Source organism: Citrobacter sp. CK188 (assembly GCF_030333525.1).
Taxonomy (GTDB): Bacteria; Pseudomonadota; Gammaproteobacteria; order Enterobacterales; family Enterobacteriaceae; genus Citrobacter_B; species Citrobacter_B koseri.
The window spans coordinates 50,155-69,064 of record NZ_JAOWFU010000037.1 but is presented as its reverse complement, the minus strand read 5'-3'; the positions used below and the strand labels follow the sequence as shown (position 1 = coordinate 69,064).

At 52.7% G+C, this 18,910-nt stretch carries 15 protein-coding genes and 2 pseudogenes; 7 read left to right on the top strand and 10 right to left on the bottom strand.

Going from position 1 to position 18,910, the window contains the following annotated elements:
* Nucleotides 1-15 precede the first annotated feature (15 nt).
* The 5 genes from glgA to asd form a co-directional block, all read right to left on the bottom strand.
* Complete coding sequence (gene glgA / locus OGV67_RS20060; protein WP_012135534.1) at nucleotides 16-1,449, bottom strand: glycogen synthase GlgA; 1,434 nt, start codon at nucleotides 1,447-1,449, stop codon at nucleotides 16-18.
* Entirely contained in the window at nucleotides 1,449-2,744 is a 1,296-nt protein-coding gene (glgC, locus tag OGV67_RS20055) for a glucose-1-phosphate adenylyltransferase (RefSeq protein ID WP_024131017.1), read from the bottom strand. The genes glgA and glgC overlap by 1 nt, the downstream gene beginning before the upstream one ends.
* 17 nt (nucleotides 2,745-2,761) lie before the next feature.
* Nucleotides 2,762-4,735, bottom strand: a complete 1,974-nt coding sequence (gene glgX / locus OGV67_RS20050) for a glycogen debranching protein GlgX (protein WP_286465998.1) — start codon at nucleotides 4,733-4,735, stop codon at nucleotides 2,762-2,764.
* Complete coding sequence (gene glgB, locus OGV67_RS20045) at nucleotides 4,732-6,918, bottom strand: 1,4-alpha-glucan branching enzyme (protein ID WP_058668214.1); 2,187 nt, start codon at nucleotides 6,916-6,918, stop codon at nucleotides 4,732-4,734. Before glgB ends, glgX begins: the two co-directional genes overlap by 4 nt.
* Before the next feature lie 365 nt (nucleotides 6,919-7,283).
* Nucleotides 7,284-8,390, bottom strand: a complete 1,107-nt coding sequence (gene asd / locus OGV67_RS20040) for an aspartate-semialdehyde dehydrogenase (RefSeq protein ID WP_012135538.1) — start codon at nucleotides 8,388-8,390, stop codon at nucleotides 7,284-7,286.
* Between the two features lie 191 nt (nucleotides 8,391-8,581).
* Here asd and yhgN point away from each other — a divergent pair, with 191 nt between their 5' ends.
* Nucleotides 8,582-9,175 carry an NAAT family transporter YhgN gene (gene yhgN / locus OGV67_RS20035; RefSeq protein WP_012135540.1) on the top strand — a complete coding sequence of 198 codons (594 nt, stop codon included), beginning with the start codon at nucleotides 8,582-8,584 and terminating at the stop codon, nucleotides 9,173-9,175.
* Between the two features lie 102 nt (nucleotides 9,176-9,277).
* Here the strand turns inward: yhgN and gntU are convergent, their stop codons facing one another.
* The 5 genes from gntU to OGV67_RS20010 all read right to left on the bottom strand — a co-directional run bounded on the left by gntU (nucleotide 9,278) and on the right by OGV67_RS20010 (nucleotide 14,366).
* A complete protein-coding gene (gene gntU, locus OGV67_RS20030; RefSeq protein WP_047460635.1) occupies nucleotides 9,278-10,618 on the bottom strand; it encodes a gluconate transporter in 1,341 nt (446 codons plus the stop codon).
* Nucleotides 10,618-11,148 carry a gluconokinase gene (gntK, locus tag OGV67_RS20025; RefSeq protein WP_024131019.1) on the bottom strand — a complete coding sequence of 177 codons (531 nt, stop codon included), beginning with the start codon at nucleotides 11,146-11,148 and terminating at the stop codon, nucleotides 10,618-10,620. Before gntK ends, gntU begins: the two co-directional genes overlap by 1 nt.
* Before the next feature lie 139 nt (nucleotides 11,149-11,287).
* Nucleotides 11,288-12,283 (bottom strand): gluconate operon transcriptional repressor GntR, encoded by a 996-nt coding sequence (gntR, locus tag OGV67_RS20020; RefSeq protein WP_024131020.1) that lies wholly within the window; start codon nucleotides 12,281-12,283, stop codon nucleotides 11,288-11,290.
* A gap of 225 nt (nucleotides 12,284-12,508) precedes the next feature.
* The gene (gene yhhW, locus OGV67_RS20015; RefSeq protein ID WP_012135544.1) at nucleotides 12,509-13,204 is read right to left on the bottom strand and encodes a quercetin 2,3-dioxygenase; all 696 of its coding nucleotides are present in this window, start codon (nucleotides 13,202-13,204) and stop codon (nucleotides 12,509-12,511) included.
* A gap of 124 nt (nucleotides 13,205-13,328) precedes the next feature.
* The gene (locus tag OGV67_RS20010; RefSeq protein ID WP_049012101.1) at nucleotides 13,329-14,366 is read right to left on the bottom strand and encodes an oxidoreductase; all 1,038 of its coding nucleotides are present in this window, start codon (nucleotides 14,364-14,366) and stop codon (nucleotides 13,329-13,331) included.
* 520 nt (nucleotides 14,367-14,886) lie between these two features.
* On the opposite strand from OGV67_RS20010, the gene yhhY reads away from it, so the two are divergent.
* The 6 genes and pseudogenes from yhhY (at nucleotide 14,887) to tssD (ending at nucleotide 18,910) form a co-directional block, all read left to right on the top strand.
* A complete protein-coding gene (gene yhhY, locus OGV67_RS20005) occupies nucleotides 14,887-15,375 on the top strand; it encodes an N-acetyltransferase (protein WP_110493712.1) in 489 nt (162 codons plus the stop codon).
* A 236-nt stretch (nucleotides 15,376-15,611) separates the two neighbouring features.
* A pseudogene (locus OGV67_RS20000) lies at nucleotides 15,612-16,619 on the top strand (Hcp family type VI secretion system effector); the annotation flags it as partial.
* Between the two features lies 1 nt (nucleotide 16,620).
* Nucleotides 16,621-16,878 (top strand): hypothetical protein, encoded by a 258-nt coding sequence (locus OGV67_RS19995; RefSeq protein WP_275055470.1) that lies wholly within the window; start codon nucleotides 16,621-16,623, stop codon nucleotides 16,876-16,878.
* Nucleotides 16,879-16,919: 41 nt separating this feature from the next.
* Nucleotides 16,920-17,197, top strand: a pseudogene (locus OGV67_RS19990) (YrhB domain-containing protein).
* Nucleotides 17,198-17,219: 22 nt separating this feature from the next.
* Nucleotides 17,220-17,465 (top strand): MarR family transcriptional regulator, encoded by a 246-nt coding sequence (locus OGV67_RS19985; RefSeq protein ID WP_275055468.1) that lies wholly within the window; start codon nucleotides 17,220-17,222, stop codon nucleotides 17,463-17,465.
* Between the two features lie 344 nt (nucleotides 17,466-17,809).
* Entirely contained in the window at nucleotides 17,810-18,910 is a 1,101-nt protein-coding gene (tssD, locus tag OGV67_RS19980; RefSeq protein ID WP_286465993.1) for a type VI secretion system tube protein TssD, read from the top strand.

The following is an 18,910-nucleotide window of genomic DNA, read 5'->3' as shown; positions in this document are numbered from 1 at the left end:
GTGATTCCTGGATAACTATTTCAAGCGATAGTAAAGCTCGCGGTAAGACTTCGCCGCGACTTGCCAGCTAAAATCCATGGCCATAGCCTGCCGTTGCACAAACCGCCAGAGCGAAGGTCGGGACCACAACACGAAAGCACGCCGGATCGCCCGTAACAGAGACCAGGCATTACTATCTTCAAATACAAACCCACTGGCGATGCCGTCCGCCAGGTTTTCCAGCGAACTGTCCGACACCGTATCAGCAAGCCCACCGGTACGCCGCACCAGCGGCAGCGTGCCGTACTTCAGTCCGTATAACTGCGTTAAGCCGCACGGCTCAAAGCGGCTGGGCACCAGAATGACATCCGCCCCGCCCATGATGCGGTGAGAGAAGGCTTCGTGATAGCCGATCTGCACGCCCACCTGGCCTGGGTGTTCCGCCGCCGCCGCTAAAAATCCTTCCTGCAATACCGGATCGCCCGCGCCCAGCAGCGCCAGTTGCCCGCCCTGCTCCAGCAATCCCGGCAACGCCTCCAGCACCAGATCCAGCCCTTTCTGGCTGGTCAGACGGCTGACCACGGCGAACAGCGGCGCTTTGTCATCCACTTTCAGCCCCATCGCAATCTGTAGCTGGCGCTTGTTCTCCGCTTTCTCCTCCAGCGAATCACGCGTATAGCGCGCCGCCAGCAGCAGATCCGTTTCAGGGCTCCAGATTTTCTCATCCACGCCATTCAGCACGCCGGACAGACGCCCTTCCTGATGACGCTGACGCAGCAGGCCTTCCATCCCGTACGCGAACTGCGGCTCGGTAATTTCACGCGCATAGGTCGGGCTCACCGCCGTAATATGGTCGGCGTAATACAACCCCGCCTTCAGGAATGAAATCTGCCCGTTAAACTCCAGACCATGCATGTTATAGAACGACCATGGCAGTTGGATGTCATCCATGTGATGTGCATAAAACATGCCTTGATAGGCCAGGTTGTGTACGGTAAACACCGATTTCGCCGGACGCCCGCGCGCAGCCAGATACGCAGGCGCCAGGCCTGCATGCCAGTCGTGCGCATGCACCACATCCGGGCGCCAGAATGGATCAAGCCCGCAGGCCATTTCACATCCCACCCATCCCAGCAGCGCAAACCGCAGGACGTTATCGGTATAGGCGAATAAATTCGTATCGTGATAAGGGCTTCCCGGACGATCATACAGATGCGGCGCATCAATCAGGTAGATTCCCACGCCGTTATAATGCCCGAACAGGAGCGTAATTCTTCCCGCAAAGGTATCGCGCCGGGTCACTACCTGCGCATCCGGGATGCCCCGACGAATATCAGGAAATGCAGGAAGCAGCACACGAGCATCCACACCATCCGCAATCTGTGCCGCAGGCAACGCGCCAATCACATCCGCCAGACCACCTGTTTTGAGCAGGGGGAACATCTCTGAACATACATGTAAAACCTGCATTATCGCTCCTGTTTGACCTGCAATTTGCGCAGCATTTCACGCGTGACCAGCACAATGCCTTCCTCTGAACGGTAGAAACGACGGGCATCTTCTTCCGCGTTTTCGCCAATCACCATACCTTCCGGGATTACACAGGCGCGATCGATGATGCAACGACGCAAGCGGCATGAGCGTCCAACCCAGACCTCTGGCAGCAGGACTGCCGAATCGATGTTACAGAATGAGTTCACCCTCACACGCGGGAACAGGACGGACTGCACCACCACCGAACCGGATATAATGCACCCGCCGGAGACCAGCGAGTTGAGCGTCATGCCGTGGCTGCCGGAGCGATCCTGAACAAATTTCGCAGGCGGCAGAGACTCCATGTGCGTGCGGATCGGCCAGTCCTGATCATACATGTCGAGTTCCGGCGTCACCGAGGCCAGGTCGAGGTTGGCTTTCCAGTAGGCTTCCAGCGTGCCCACATCGCGCCAGTAAGGTTCAGATTCGGGATCGGACTGCACGCAGGACAGCGGGAATGGATGCGCATATGCCATACCGGCTTTGGTGATTTTTGGGATGATATCTTTACCGAAATCGTGGCTGGAGGTGTCGTCTTTGTCGTCCTCCTCCAGCAACTCATACAGATAATCGGCGTTGAAAATGTAGATCCCCATGCTGGCGAGAGATTTCGTCGCGTCGCCAGGCATGGCTGGCGGATTCGCCGGTTTTTCAACAAACTCGATGATCTTATCGCTCTCGTCCACCGCCATCACGCCAAACGCGGTGGCCTCTTCAATCGGCACCGGCATACACGCCACGGTGCAGCGCGCTCCTTTTTCGAAGTGGTCGATCAGCATGCGCGAGTAGTCCTGCTTGTAGATATGATCGCCCGCGAGGATCACCACATATTCCGCTTTATAGCGACGAATGATGTCCAGGTTCTGGGTCACGGCATCTGCCGTTCCACGATACCAGTTTTCGCCCTGCATCCTTTGCTGGGCGGGAAGCAGGTCGACGAATTCGTTCATCTCTTCGCTGAAGAATGACCAGCCGCGCTGAATATGCTGTACCAGAGTATGAGACTGGTATTGCGTGATCACGCCAATACGGCGGATCCCGGAGTTAATACAGTTGGATAAGGCAAAATCGATGATGCGGAACTTACCGCCAAAGTGCACGGCAGGTTTGGCACGTTTGTTGGTTAAATCTTTCAGGCGTGTACCACGGCCACCGGCCAGGATCAGGGCAACAGATTTTAATGGCAGCTGGCGCGCCAACATTACACGATCGTTCTTCTCTAAACTCACCATGACTAACTCCTTTTTTATCATCTCTGGAACACACACAGTCCGTGCGCAGGTCCCTGCCAGACAGCCGTAATCACCGGATTATCCTCTCCAGCGAATGGGGGAATAGCGTGCCACTCCCCTTCAGGTAAAACGATATCTGTCACCTCAAGCGTGGCGTTTATCGCGATAAGGAAGCGGTCTGAAAGCAGGATCTGCATCTGTTTCGGCCCGTTTTCCCACCCGCCCGCGCTTAAGGGCTCTGCATTTTTATTCAGCCAACGAACATTGCCGTCATTTTCTTCCCACCAGCGATTTCCCACTAATGCCGGTATCTGCTGGCGAAGATGAATCAATGCAGCGGTAAAGGTGGTTAGCCCACTGTTTGCCTGCTGCCAGTCCAGCCAGGTTAATGCGTTATCCTGGCAGTAAGCGTTATTGTTGCCGTGCTGGCTATGGCCGTGTTCATCGCCCGCCAGCAGCATCGGCGTTCCCTGAGAGAGCAACAACGTGGTCAGCAGGGCATGAATGCTGTCGCGCCGCCGTTCAATCAGATCCAGCGTGCCGCCTAATCCCTCTTTACCATGATTATCACTGTAATTGTTGTTGGTGCCGTCCCGATTTTCCTCACCGTTCGCCTCATTGTGTTTCTGATTGAAACAAACACAGTCGCGCAGCGTAAAACCGTCATGCGCGGTGATCAGATTGACGGACGCATTGGGCAGGCGATCGTGGCGTTTAAACACATCGCTGGAACCGGCGAAACGTCCGGCAAACTCACCGAGGGGCAGATTGCGTTGCAACCAGAAGCGGCGGGCCGCGTCACGGAAATGGTCGTTCCACTCGGCAAACGGCGGCGGGAAATTCCCCACCTGATAGCCGCCTTCGCCGATATCCCAGGGCTCAGCAATGAGCTTCACGCTCGACAATACCGGGCAATTGTTGATGGCGGTAAACAGCGGCGCATCCTGACGGAACGCCGGGGTACGCCCCATCACGGAGGCCAGATCAAAACGAAAACCGTCCACATGGCATGTTTCAACCCAGTAGCGCAGGCACTCGCACGCAAACTCCACCACGCCGGGATGGCTCAGATTGAGGGTGTTGCCGCAGCCGGTCCAGTTGTGATAGTCGCCATCCTCCTTGATCCAATAATAGCTACGGTTGTCGATTCCGCGCAGGGAGAAGAGCGGCCCGTCGAGATCCAGCTCCGCGCTATGGTTCAGCACAATATCAAGAATGACTTCAATACCGGCTTTATGCAGCGCTTTGATGGCATCGCGAAACTCATCCAGCGCCGTTTCCGGGGAGCAGGCATAAGCCGGATGCAGCGCGAACATCGCCACCGGGTTATAGCCCCAGTAATTCGACAGCCCCAGGCGCTGTAAGCGCGGTTCACTGGCAAAATGCGCCACCGGCAACAGCTCCAGCGCGGTAATGCCCAACTGCTTGAAATACGCGATCATCACCGGATGGCCCAGCGCCTTCCAGGTGCCGCGAATCTCTGACGGGATCGCCGGATGCAGGTACGTCAGCCCCTTCACATGCGCTTCGTAGATGACCGTGTTGCCCCACGGCGTGCGCGGCGGGACGTCATCTTCCCAGTCATAGCGGTCGGCGGTGACAACGCACTTCAGGGCAACAGCGGCATTATCACGATGGTCCGGCTCGTCGTACCCGCCGTGCAGCAGCGGGTTATCCTTCAGCTCTCCTTCAACGCGGCGAGCGCAGGGATCGATAAGCAGTTTTGCCGGGTTAAAGCGGTGCCCTTGCGCGGGTTGCCACGGGCCGTGTACGCGATACCCGTAGCGCAGGCCGGGTCTGGCGTCGGCAAGGTAGCCGTGCCAGATATCGCCGCTGCGCCCCGGCAGGTCATACCGCTGCTCATTGCCGAGCGCATCAAACACGCACAGTTCAACGCGCTCCGCATGCGCCGAAAAGAGCGTGAAGTTGACGCCATGACCGTCATACGTCGCGCCATGCGGTGTCGCTTTGCCGGTTGCCAGTTGCGTCATTCACCCTCCCGCACAAGCCAGATGGTGGCCAGCGGCGGCAGCGTCAGACTCAATGAGTGCTGGCGGCCGTGGCTGGCGATCTCGTCGCTGTGCACCACCCCGCCGTTGCCGGTATTGCTGCCGTGGTAGTGCATGGAGTCGGTATTCACAATCTCCCGCCATTTCCCTGGCTGATTGATGCCAAAACGATAGTCATGGCGCGGCACCGGGGTAAAGTTGCTGGCGACGATGATTTCATTGCCGACTTTATCGCGGCGGACAAAAATCAGCACCGAACGTTCGTTATCATCCACCACCAGCCATTCAAAACCGTAAGCGTCAAAATCAAGTTCATGCAGCGCTTTATGGTGGCGATAGGTATGGTTGAGATCGCGCACCAGCCGCTGTACGCCGTGGTGCCAGTTGTCGCCGCCTTCCAGCAGATGCCAGTCAAGGCTGGCGTCGTGGTTCCACTCGCGCCCCTGGGCGAACTCGTTGCCCATAAACAGCAGTTTCTTACCGGGGAACGCCCACATCCAGCCGTAATAGGCGCGCAGGTTGGCGAATTTCTGCCAGGCGTCGCCAGGCATACGGTCGAGAATCGATTTTTTGCCATGCACCACTTCGTCATGCGACAGCGGCAGGACAAAGTTTTCGGTGTAGTTGTAGAGCATGCCGAAGGTCAGCTTATCGTGATGATACTGGCGATGAACCGGGTCCAGCTTCATGTAGTCCAGCGTGTCATGCATCCAGCCCAGGTTCCATTTGTACCAGAAACCCAGTCCGCCCATATCCTGTGGTCGGGACACGCCAGCGAAGTCAGTGGACTCCTCGGCCATGCTCACCGCGCCAGGCACCTGCTCTCCCAGAATACGGTTGGTATTGCGTAAGAACTCAATGGCTTCCAGGTTCTCACGCCCGCCGAACTCGTTGGGGATCCACTCGCCTTCTTTGCGGCTGTAGTCGCGGTAAATCATCGACGCCACGGCGTCTACACGCAGCGCATCAATGCCGAAACGCTCAATCCAGTAAAGCGCGTTCCCGACCAGATAGTTGCTGACTTCACGGCGCCCGTAGTTATAGATAAGCGTGTTCCAGTCCTGGTGATACCCTTCGCGCGGGTCGCTGTGCTCATACAGTTTGGTGCCGTCGAAATCCGCCAGACCAAAATCATCCGACGGGAAGTGGCCCGGCACCCAGTCAAGAATGACGTTCAGACCCGCCTGATGAGCGGCATTGATGAAATAGCGGAAGTCATCGCGCGTGCCGAAACGGCGGGTCGGCGCATACAGCCCGGTCGGCTGGTAGCCCCAGCTGCCATCAAAGGGATGTTCATTAACAGGAAGCAGTTCGAGGTGGGTAAAGCCCATCCATTTTACGTATGGAATAAGCTGATCCGCCAGTTCGCGGTAGCTCAGCCAGAAATTGTTATCGGTATGACGACGCCACGAGCCCAGATGCACTTCATAGATGGAGACTGGCGCATCGAACCGGTTGGCTTGTTTGCGCTCTTCCGTCTGCACCACTTTTTCCGGTAGACCGCAGATCAGCGAGGCCGTTTCCGGGCGCATTTGCGCTTCAAACGCATACGGATCGGCTTTGATTCTCAGCTTGCCATGCGCATCGATCATCTCGAACTTGTACAACTGACCGTGTTGCGCGCCGGGAATAAACAGCTCCCAGATACCGCTCTCTTTGCGCAGGCGCATCGGGTGGCGGCGACCATCCCAGTAGTTGAATTGCCCAACGACGGAGACGCGCTGGGCATTCGGCGCCCAGACGGAAAAACGGGTTCCAGTAACGCCGTCCATTGTGTCGGCATGTGCGCCCAGCGTTTCATACGGGCGTAAATGCGTGCCTTCAGACAGCAACCAGGCATCCATTTCCTGGATCAGCGGGCCAAAACGGTAAGGATCGTCAATCAGATTCTGCTGTCCATGCCAGACAACAGCGAGCTGATAGCGAAAGAAATTTTTGCGTCGGGGGAGCACACCGCTAAAAAAACCGCGTGAGTCGATACATTCCAGTTTGCCGACTTTACGTCCGGTTTTCGGTTCAATCACCCACACTTCGGTGGCATCAGGCAATAGGGCGCGGACTTCCAGTCCCGCGGTGGTTTGGTGCATACCAAGTACGGAAAAAGGGTCCGCAAAATGGCCCGCAATTAGCGCATTAATCACGTCTCTATCGATACGATCGGACATGGCTGTCTTCCTGTTTTATGGTGTCACCCCTTCCAACTGATCTTCGACATCAGGTTGTGACACTTCTTTGACCTGAACGGCGCAGCACCAATGTGCATCCTCTCTGCCCCGTCCCACCTTCAGGCTAAGGCTTAATACCTCCGGTATTAAGACACCCTTAAAGAATAGCCAATGCTTTATCTTACTCCTGGTAAATATTGGAACATCTGCGCTTACTCCTGTATTACGCAAAAAAAAGGGTGACTCAGCACCCAACATTTAAACTCTGTTTTGTTTACCGGATGGCGGCGATGCGTTATCCGGCCTGATGATTCACGTTATTGGTGGGCCTGATAAGCGTCGTCGCGCTACCAGGCCATCCACAATTACGCCAGCTGACGCAGCATACGACGCAGCGGTTCTGCCGCGCCCCAAAGCAGCTGATCGCCAACGGTAAAGGCGGAGAGGAACTCCGGCCCCATGTTCAGCTTACGCAGGCGGCCAACCGGCGTGGTGAGCGTGCCGGTAACGGCTGCCGGGGTTAACTCACGCAGGGTAATGTCACGATCGTTGGGCACCACTTTCGCCCACGGGTTGTGCGCGGCCAGCAGTTCTTCTACGGTCGGAACAGACACGTCTTTTTTCAGTTTAATGGTGAACGCCTGGCTGTGGCAGCGCAGCGCGCCGACGCGCACGCACAGACCATCCACCGGGATCACGGAAGAGGTGTTGAGAATTTTGTTGGTTTCCGCCTGGCCTTTCCACTCTTCGCGGCTCTGGCCGTTATCGAGCTGTTTGTCGATCCACGGAATCAGGCTGCCCGCCAGCGGTACGCCAAAGTTATCAACCGGCAGGTCGCCGCTGCGGGTCAGGGTCGTCACTTTGCGCTCAATGTCGAGGATCGCGGAAGAAGGCGTCGCCAGCTCATCGGCTACGTGACCGTACAAGTGGCCCATCTGCGCCAGCAGTTCGCGCATATGACGCGCGCCGCCGCCAGACGCCGCCTGGTAAGTCGCAACAGAAACCCAGTCCACCAGGTCATTAGCAAACAGACCGCCCAGCGACATCAGCATCAGGCTGACGGTACAGTTACCGCCGACGAAGGTTTTAATGCCGTTGTTCAGGCCGTCGGTAATGACATCCTGGTTAACCGGATCAAGAATAATGATGGCGTCGTCTTTCATGCGCAGCGAGGATGCCGCGTCAATCCAGTAGCCCTGCCAGCCGCTTTCACGGAGCTTTGGATAGATTTCGTTGGTATAATCGCCGCCCTGACAGGTCACAATGATATCAAGCGCCTTCAGCGCGTCGAGATCAAAGGCATCCTGAAGTGTGCCGCCGGGCGTACCGCCGAACGTCGGCGCTGCCTGCCCAAGCTGGGAAGTAGAAAAGAAAACAGGGCGAATGGCATCGAAGTCGCGCTCTTCAACCATGCGTTGCATGAGTACAGAGCCGACCATACCGCGCCAGCCGATAAAACCAACATTTTTCATAGCGTTTTTTTCCTGCAAAGATGTGTGCTGTGTATGCAAACCAGTGTCCTACTGGTTCTTCCTTCACCATACAAAAAGCAGCCAAAGTCGCAAGTGAAATTAATCAATGATAGCGAAGCCATCAGTAATGCGACTTATCCCGCTTCCTAAGCAAGCAGAAAGTCCGCAGTAATTATCAGGGAATTTGAGTTATGAATGAAATCATTTCAGCGGCAGTTTTATTGATCCTGATTATGGATCCACTCGGAAACCTGCCCATTTTCATGTCCGTACTGAAACATACCGAACCAAAGCGCCGCCGGGCGATTATGGTTCGCGAGCTGTTTATTGCGCTTTTACTGATGCTCATTTTCCTGTTTGCGGGCGAGAAAATTTTGGCCTTTCTCAACCTGCGGGCGGAAACCGTGTCGATCTCCGGGGGGATTATTCTGTTCCTGATCGCCATTAAGATGATTTTCCCCAGCGCATCAGGCAACAGCGCCGGACTCCCGGCGGGCGAAGAACCGTTTATCGTACCGCTGGCCATCCCTCTGGTGGCGGGCCCGACCATCCTGGCGACGCTGATGCTGTTATCGCATCAGTATCCGAACCAAATGGGGCATCTGGTCATCGCTCTGCTGATCGCCTGGGGCGGCACGTTTGTGATTCTGCTGCAATCGTCGCTGTTCCTGCGTCTGCTGGGCGAGAAAGGGGTTAACGCGCTGGAACGTCTGATGGGGTTGATTCTGGTAATGATGGCGACCCAGATGTTCCTGGACGGCATTCGGATGTGGATGAAAGGTTAAGGATGTAAAAAAGCCGGGTGGCGCTTGCGCTTACCCGGCCTACGGTGTGGATATGTGCTCACTTGTAGGCCCGGTAAGCGGCGCGCCACCGGGCAACAAGACTCAGCTCAGAAGCTGGAACGCAATCATACCAACAATCGCGCCGACGGTGCCGAGGATGGTTTCCATCATCGTCCAGGTCTTCAGCGTTTGCGCTTCGGTCGCGCCAGTGAATTTACCGAACAGCCAGAAACCGGCGTCGTTTACGTGGCTGACCACGATAGAACCGCCCGCGATACAGATAGACAATGCCGCCATCTGCGCGCCGGAGAAGTTCAGTTGTTCCACCACCGGCATCACCAGCCCCACCGCCGTTAAGCACGCGACGGTCGCGGAACCCTGAATGATACGCACCGCTGCCGCCAGCACGAAGCAGGTGATGGCAATCGGCAAGCCCATGCCGGTTAACGCTTCGCCCAGCGCCGGGCCAACGCCGGAATCCACCAGAACCTGCTTGAACACGCCGCCTGCGCCAATCACCAACAGAATAATGCCCGCCGGTTGCAGCGCCTGACCGCAGATCGCCATGACTTTATCTTTCGCCATCCCCTGACGCACCGCCAGGCCATAGATTGCCACCAGGCACGCCACCAGAATCGCGGTGAACGGGTGGCCGATAAACTCAAACCATTCGTAAGCGCTGGAACCTTCCGCGACAAAGCGCGCGGCGATCGTTTTCAGCCCTACCAGCACCAGCGGCAGCAGGATCAGCGAGAGGCTGAAACCAAATGACGGCATTTTACCTTCGCCCAGATGCGGTTCGGTAATGTCGTCCGGGACGTGCAGTTCCACATAGCGGCCAATGAAATTACCAAACAGCGGCCCGGCGATGATCATGCCAGGGATTGCCGCGCACAGACCAATCAGGATCATCCAGCCAAAATCAGCGTGCATTTGGGACGCCAGCAGCATCGGCGCAGGCCCGGGCAGCAGAAACGCCGCAGCCGCCGCCACGCCCGCAAACAGCGGAATGACCAGTTTCACAAGGTTTGTTCCGGTATGGCGCGCCATAGAGAATGCGACGCTGATCAGCAGCACAATGGCGACTTCAAAGAACAGCGGCAGCGCGCAAATCAGCCCCGCCAGACCAATCGCGTAATGCGCGCGGCTGTGGCCGAAAGATTTGAGCATTTTGACGGCAATCTGATCGACTGCGCCCGTCTCATGCAAAATTTTGCCGAACATGGCGCCCAGTGCGACGACAATCGCCAGGAAGCCAAGCGTACCGCCCATCCCTTTTTCCATCGTCGCCGCGATTTTATCGAGCGGCATACCGGAAAAGAGACCAGCGCCAATAGACACCACCATCAAAGCAACGAAGGCGTGCATACGCGCCTTCATCACTAAAAACAGCAGCAGTAAAACAGAACCTACTGCTGTTAAAACAAGCGTTAATGTACTCACTACTTACTGCCTTTGTTAATGACCTCAATGGTGCTTGCCACGACACCTTCCAGCGGCTGATCGATATTCACCACCAGTACATCGCTCTCGTCAGCGCCCGGCTCTTCCAGCGTGTCAAACTGAGTTACCAGCATCTGCGTTTTAAAGAAGTGGCCTTTACGTGCCTTCAGGCGGCTTTCGATAACGTCAAAATCCCCTTTCAGGTAGATGAAAGACAGGTTTGGATTACCGTCGCGCAGCAGGTCGCGATAGTGTTTTTTCAGTGCGGAACAGACAATCAGCGATACCTTATTGGTTCGCTGCATCGCAAACGCCGCATCGTTCAGCGCCTGTAACCACGGCTTGCGGTCGTCGTCATTCAACGGCTCGCCGGAGGCCATTTTCATGATGTTGCAACGCGGATGGAGAAAATCGCCATCAAGAAACGCGGCATGCAGCTGATGCGCCACTTCGCTGGCGACAGCGGATTTGCCACTGCCTGATACGCCCATCAGAACGTAAATGTGGTGATCATGGTTAGTCGTGCTCAAAGTGGTGCCCCCACAGTACAAGGATCAGGAATTGTTACGGGTAACTGTTATCGGTAACATTGTCCGGCCGGACCAGAATAGAAGCAATATCCATTCGTGGCAGAAGTGAATAAGTGTGAGCTACTTCAAATTTGTTGGACTAAATAGATCCACCCGGTGACAAGGTGAAACCTAAATCTAACATTTTAGGCGTCACCGCTTCACCGCGTATGCGCGCCAGCAGGCGCTCTGCGCCGATACTGCCCATCCGCTCACGCGGCGTGAGTACGCTGGCCAGACGCGGTTCCATCACCTGACCAATGTCGTGGCCGTGGAAACCGGCAATCGCCATATCATCAGGAATTTTGAGCCCTAAACGCTGGCATTCGAACGCCGCCCCGACGGCAAGGTCATCGTTGGTACAGAAAATACCGTCCAGTTGTGGGTATTCACGTCTTGCCTGGCGGATCAGCTCAATCCCGGAAGAGTAAGACGACGATTGCTCCACCATCACGCTGTAGGGCACCAGTCCGGCGTCCAGCATGGCCTGTTCATAGCCCTTCTGTTTGATGATAGTACGTTCGTCGAGGCGCGCCCCCAGATAGGCGATATGACGATGGCCGCGCGCGATAATCGCGGCGGTCATCTGACGAGCGGCTTCAAAGTTGTCAAAACCGACGGCGATATCGAGGCATGGCGATTTGCTGTCCATCAGCTCCACCACCGGAATGCCCGCGACTTCAATCATTTTGAGCGTGCGCGGCGTATGGGTACGTTCAGTGAGGATTAGCCCGTCAATGTTCCATGACAGCATCGACTCCAGACGTTCCTGTTCCATTTCCGGCTTATAGCCGTAGTGCGCCAGCATCGTCTGATAGCCGTGGGCATCGGTGACGGTCTCAATTCCGCGTAACACCTCGGCGAAAACCTGGTTGGTTAACGACGGCAGCAGAACGCCCACCGCACGGCTGGTCGCGTTAGAAAGAATATCGGGAGCACGATTGGGAATGTAACCCAGTTCATCAAGTGCAGCAGCGATCTTGCCCCGCAGCGCGACGGAGACCTGCTCCGGGTTACGCAGAAAACGGCTGACCGTCATTTTGGTCACGCCTACGCGGTCAGCCACATCCTGAAGTACGGGTCTTTTCTTTTTCATCGTCCTGAAAGGCATAAAAGGGATAGATTTCCCCAGTTTACCACGGACGTGCATGAACCTTCGCAGAGAAAACTAAGGTTGTTTTTGTATTGTGAGAAATACACTAAATCATTCGAGTTGCATCAAGGCGGCGACGCAGTGAATCCCCGGAAGCGTACATCAAGTACGCGACCGGGGTAAGCCAGGAAGCCAACAAAGATGCGGCTTGAAGGATGACGTGTATTTTTAAACTGGCGGCAGGTCGAACAACAACACTTCGCTATCGCTGTCGGCATGGATGGAGATCGCCTGCTCATCCCAAATCGCCAGACCGTCGCTGGTAGACGCTTTGGTGCCGTTAATGGTGACGTTACCTTTCACCACCTGAATCCAGATGCGGCGTTCGGCGGAGATCTGGTGTACCGACTGTTCGTCTTTCAGCAGCGCCCAACGGTACAGCTCCATATCCTGATTCACTTTCAGCGAACCGTCGCGCGCATCCGGCGACAGCACCAGCTGTTTGCCTTGTACGGCGTCAAAACGACGCTGCTCGTAACGCGGCGTAATCCCGTTTTCCTGCGGCATGATCCAGATCTGATACAAACGCAGGCGGTCGGTATTGCTCGGGTTGTATTCCGAGTGACGAATGCCCGTCCCGGCGCTCATTATCTGGAACTCACCGGCAGGAACCTGCTCTTTGTTACCCATGCTGTCCTGGTGTTCCACTGCGCCTTCCAGCACATAGGTCAGGATTTCCATGTCTTTATGCGGGTGCGTCCCAAAGCCCTGGCCTGCTTCAATAACGTCATCGTTAATCACGCGCAGTGCCGAAAAGCCCATAAAGTTAGGGTCATAGTAGTTTGCAAAAGAGAAAGTATGCCAGGAATCCAGCCAGCCATGATTCGCATGACCACGGTCGTTTGCTTTGCGTAAGTAGATCATTGTATTCACCCCCCAGATGTTTTCGATGGAGTAAGTGTGAACCCAATCCAGACGGGATCATAGAGGGTGAAAATTGACTCCTCTGTTCAAAAATTATGAACAAGCCCAGAGGCGTTGATTTTGTTTATTTTGCAAGGGTTACTGTGGCCGGAGACGCCTGTTCAAACGCCCGCTCAAGGATCTCAAGGTTGGTGAGAACGTCAGATTCCTTGACGTAATTCGGCACGCCATGCGTAATGGTCTCGAACAGGGCGTCATAAACGCGGCCATAGTCGCCGACCTCCGGTTTCATCTCTTCTTTCACCGTCACGCCTTCGTCATTAACGTATTCCAGCAGGCCGACAGAATCATCCGCCGCAAACCCCGGTTCGCCGGGCATGATATTGGCCTTCAGGCTGGTTTCCTGCTGGTCGATGCCGTACTTCACAAACGAGCCTCTGGTGCCGTGAACGATAAATTTCGGGTAATCGATCTTCACTAAATGGCTGGTTTTAACGATGGCTTTCAGATCGCCGTAAAACAGCTGCGCTTCGAACGTATCATCCGGGTTGGCTTTATTGCGCAGGCTGCGGATGTCATAGGCCACATGGTCCGGGCGTCCGAACAGCGAAATAATTTGATCCATCGTATGCACGCCGAGGCCGTAAAACGCGCCGTCCTGCGGCAGGCCAGGTTTGGTTTCCGCAACCGGTCGGTAGTAATCAAAGTGGCTTTCAACTTCAACAATCTCGCCCAGTTTGCCGCTCTCAATCGCTTTTTTGGCGGTCAGGAAACAGGAGTCAAAGCGGCGGTTCTGGTACGGCGTGACGGTCAGCCCTTTGCTCCGCGCCAGTTCGAACAACACTTTCGCCTCGGCAAGCGTTGGCGTAAACGGTTTTTCCACCAGCACGTTTTTTCCCGCCTCCAGCGCGCGCCGGGCGTAGTCAAAATGGCTGTCCGCATGGGTACAGACGATCACCAGTTTTACCTGCGGATCGTTCAGCACTTCATCAAGATCGCTGGTGAAGTGAATATGCGAGTAGATCGGCGCCTGCTCTTCCGGCTTCGCGTGACGGCGGAAGATATGCGCAACATGCCAGCTGCCTTTACGGTTAAGAACATACGGCAGATGGTAGCGGGTGGTGCTTTTACCAAAGCCAATAAATGCGCAGTGTAAGGTCATGGGAGTGTCCTTTTTGAAAGGTGATTGCATACACCATAGCGCAAACAACATGTGGGAAATAGCGGTGAAACGATCGTAGGCTGGATAAGCATAAGCGCCATCCGGCGTCACAAGAGCCATTGCCGGATGACGGCGTTGCCTTATCCGGCCTACAAAAGAAGAAGCCTCAAGATCGGTCGTCGGCGTCGCGGTCAGTTTGTTCACGGCAAGCGCGCAGGGCCCGGAGCGTACTAAATGTACGTGAGGAGCACGAGCACTTCCCGGGGACAAAATGACAAGTAAGCCAGGCCGAACACCCAGCTCAAAAAAAAAGCCAGCACCCGGCTGGCTAAAGTAATACTGGAAGCAATGTGAGCAATGTCGTGCTTTCAGGTTCTCCGCAAGGGTCTCCCTGAACGCAGAGCAATAATAATCATTCTCATTCGCACTTGTCCAATACTTTTTGCAAAAAAATGCAGTTGACTCCGTTTTTAAAGTCAATGATGTTTAAAAGGACTTTTAACCTGCTAAGGACACAGAAATGAGCGAGATAGTGATACGCCACGCGGAACCAAAAGATTACGACGCAATTCGTCAGATCCATGCCCAGCCGGAGGTGTATCACAACACGCTACAGGTTCCTCATCCTTCCAGTGCGATGTGGCAGGAGCGGTTAGCCGACCAGCCCGGCATCAAACAGCTGGTCGCCTGTATTGACGATACTGTCGTTGGGCATCTCACCATTGCGGTCATCCAGCGTCCGCGCCGCAGCCATGTCGCCGATTTTGGCATCAGCGTTGATGCGCGGTGGCAAAACCGTGGGGTCGCCAGCGCGCTGCTCCGTACCATGATCGACATGTGCGATAACTGGCTGCGCGTGGAGCGTATCGAGCTAACGGTATTTGTCGATAATGAACCCGCCGTGGCGGTCTACAAGAAGCATGGTTTTGAGATTGAAGGCACCGGCAAGAAGTACGCACTGCGTAACGGTGAGTATGTCGACGCATACTTTATGGCGCGGGTGAAGTAATTTTCGCCTCCCCTCTCTCCAGGAGAGGGGAATATCCCGTAATTAAAAGTAGTCCGGCCCAATTCAGAATATCCTCAATAATATTTGGCTAAAGTGAAAACATTTATTAATTCTGTATACGAATCTGAGAATAGAGCGTAAACAGATAATAAAGAAAGGATTCACGGTTAATACATTTAGCATGCCGTTATTAAAGGATAATGTAATAATGGGGAATATTGTCTACCTGACAATAGTTGTATATGGAGTTTTATTTCTACCGCATCAATAGATTCGGTAGATGGGAGAAGTATCATTATATTCAACTGCGGGAAGCATTTCTATCAGGTATCCAACACCAATTCAGCGAAAATAATTTAGATACAGAAACAATAACCATCAGCTATGAATATATCCTCTGCAAACACCTTATTGCCAACACTGAGTTTAGCTACCTGGCGTTGCCCGAGAACTACAACCGCCTGTTTATCCCCCGTCCAAAAACACCCGCAGATAACAGCCTCAAAACGTTAAACAGCAAAGGGGTTGGCAGATTGCTTGCCGCCGGAGGTATCTACAACGGGAATATCGAAGGTTTCAGGGAAACGGCAGAAAAGTTGGGAGGAGATGCGATTAAGGGATATGATCACGTCCTGAATGATCAAACGAAAGGAACCATAATAGCCTTAGCATCAATCGCTTCTGTCTTTGGTATGGGGCGGTTAGGATTAGCTTCGGAGGTGGAAAAGTTCGGACAGGCAAAAGTCTGGAAGACACTATCAGTTCCAGATAGCATTGACACCACTACCATTGCAACAACAGGACAAAATTACCGCGCAATTGCCGCTGGTGCTGAAGACTTGAGTGTTGCACAAACAAAAACGCTGACACAATTGCCCAAAATGGGCTCAAGAATTATTGTAACCAAAGGCTTTGGGCAGAATGATTTAGCAGCGCTTAGTGCAGCTACAGGCGACGAGTTTGCAATGTTTACAACAGGTGGTAGAAGATTGATTATTCGCGGAAATGCAACCGGAGTACCAATAGGCATTGTTGAAGCTGAAGAGCTTGCTGCTAAAGGTTGGCGATGGTCCAGCCATGTTCATCCAGATGGAACATTAAGATCTTCTCTTGGTGATAGAGCGATTTTGAAGATATTTAAGGATCACAATTTGAATAGTAAGAGTTCTATATCTGATCCTTATGGACGCAGGTTCAACTTTTCACCTGATGGCGATTTAATTAGCCCAGAATGGAGACCATAGAATGAAAAAAATACCTTTAGACATTTTAGAACAAAAAGCAAAAGAAATTAGCAGAAAGACATTGGGTGATTATATATTGCCAGACAATATATTTTCACAATTGGCTTCAGGAGTAATTATTGATGGTGACGACAGAGTTTTTGTGCTGTTCATTCCTAAAGAGCTAGCAAAAGATACAATCGACATACTTAGAATAAGAATGAATATTCATTCAGGAGAGGGTTTTGTTGAATATGTTGGGCTTGAGCGGAAAAAGTAGAAATCCAGATAATAAAGTTATGCGCTTTAAGGGGAATGCTAATGATCACTTACAAAAAAGCTATAAACAAAGCCAATAAGTATCTTCACGATACAGATGCCCCTGTCGTCATCACACTCCACGGAAGATTTACAGAAAGTTGTTTTTTTGTTTCGAATCAATGGAGTATCTCAAAACCGGAGACAACGCTTCCCGTCTGGCAGGAAACACTCCTTTCATCATCGATAAAGATAGCGGTGAAATCTTTGATTCAGGTACTACCTGGCCGCTGGAGAAATATTTAAAAGACTACGAAGAGAGCAAAAAAGCACGAAGCTAAGCTTACCCGGATACAATTAACTATGATAACTGAAACTGAACTTAACGTACTAAAAGTTATGGCCGAAAAAGATATTAACTGGAACTGGATGAATCTGGATCGCACGCTTTCCATGAAAAGAATCCCGGGGTTCAGCAATGTCGTTAATATTGTGAATAAATTGGCTAGCGAGGGTCTGGTAAATATTGAAGATAGCGGGCATAAGTCCATGCCTCACTACCACGTCTCTGAACAAGGATACAGGCTACTAAAAAAAGAGAATTTATAATATTAGTTCTGACTGCAACTCACCATAGCAACCGTTCAGAACACCGATTCGGATAGCACCAGCGAAAGTGAGCCAGCAGTCAGAACGACCCGATAAGCCCCCTCCAGTATTGCAATAATAACCCCAGGAAAATCCCATACTAATCACCACAATTTATCATATATACAGATATATTTATCCTGCATATCACCTCCAATAAGATTACCCTCAAAGCATTAGTCTAAAAGTGAAAGTTTTTGTTTCTTCTGTATACGAACGACGTCATCAGGCGTAAATAAAGAAATGGATAAGGAGCAAGCGACGCCATTATTTACGACAGCACGTAACAGAAGGATTTGAATGGAATGAGTGATATCGTCTACCTGACGGTTTCAGGACAACAGCAGGGTGCTATTTCTGACGGATGTGGAACCATTGCATCCGTGGGCAACCGCTGGCAAATAGGCCATGAAGAAGAAATTTTTACCTTTTCGCTCACTAATAGTATAACCAATACTGGCAAAGGTTCTCATTTGCACGGACTGCGTTTCTGTAAACTGATCGATAAAAGCACACCGTTGTTTGTTAATGCTATTAACAACAACGAGCAGTTGTATATGGAGTTTTATTTCTACCGCATCAATAGATTCGGTAGATGGGAGAAGTATTATTATATTCAACTGCGGGGAGCATTTATATCAGGTATTCAACACCAATTCAGTGAAAATAATTTAGATACAGAAACAATAACCATCAGCTATGAATATATCCTCTGCAAACACCTTATTGCCAACACTGAGTTTAGCTACCTGGCCTTGCCCGAGAACTACAACCGCCTGTTTATCCCCCCGCTCAATCCGGGATTGAAAACCCTCAACAGTAAAGCTGTCGGCCGACTGCTTGCCGCAGGCGGCGTTTACAACGGGAATATAGAGGCGTTCAGGGCCACTGCGGATAAATTAGGTGGCGATGCATCTGCTGGTTACGAGCAGGTGCTTAATGAAAAAACAATTGGACTGGGTATTGCTGCTGCATCTATACTCTTTGCAAGAAAACAACCCAACCTCAGGCAGTTAGAGGAATTAAAAAAGGTTAAATGGGTTGATGAAAATGCAGGAATGAGTCAAAGAGCAAGAAATTATAACGATTCAGCTACTGGTGCTCGTTCAAACATTAATACTCAAAAAGGTCAAGCACCAACCATAGATAGAACCGATACAAAAAATAATAGCAGGCCGGTTCGCTTTGATGGAGTTGATGGAAATGTAATGATAGACAGGAAGATATCTGTAGTTACGACTCAAAAAGCTAAAGATCAAGCAATAAGACAGTCCGAGGCATTGAACAATAACAAAATGACAGGACGTTGGGAAGTACCAAATCAAACTCAAGCAAGTCGCGCACAAAAGATGTTTGATGAATTGGGAATCAAAAATATAGAGGTGAAAATTGTTAAAGAACAGTGA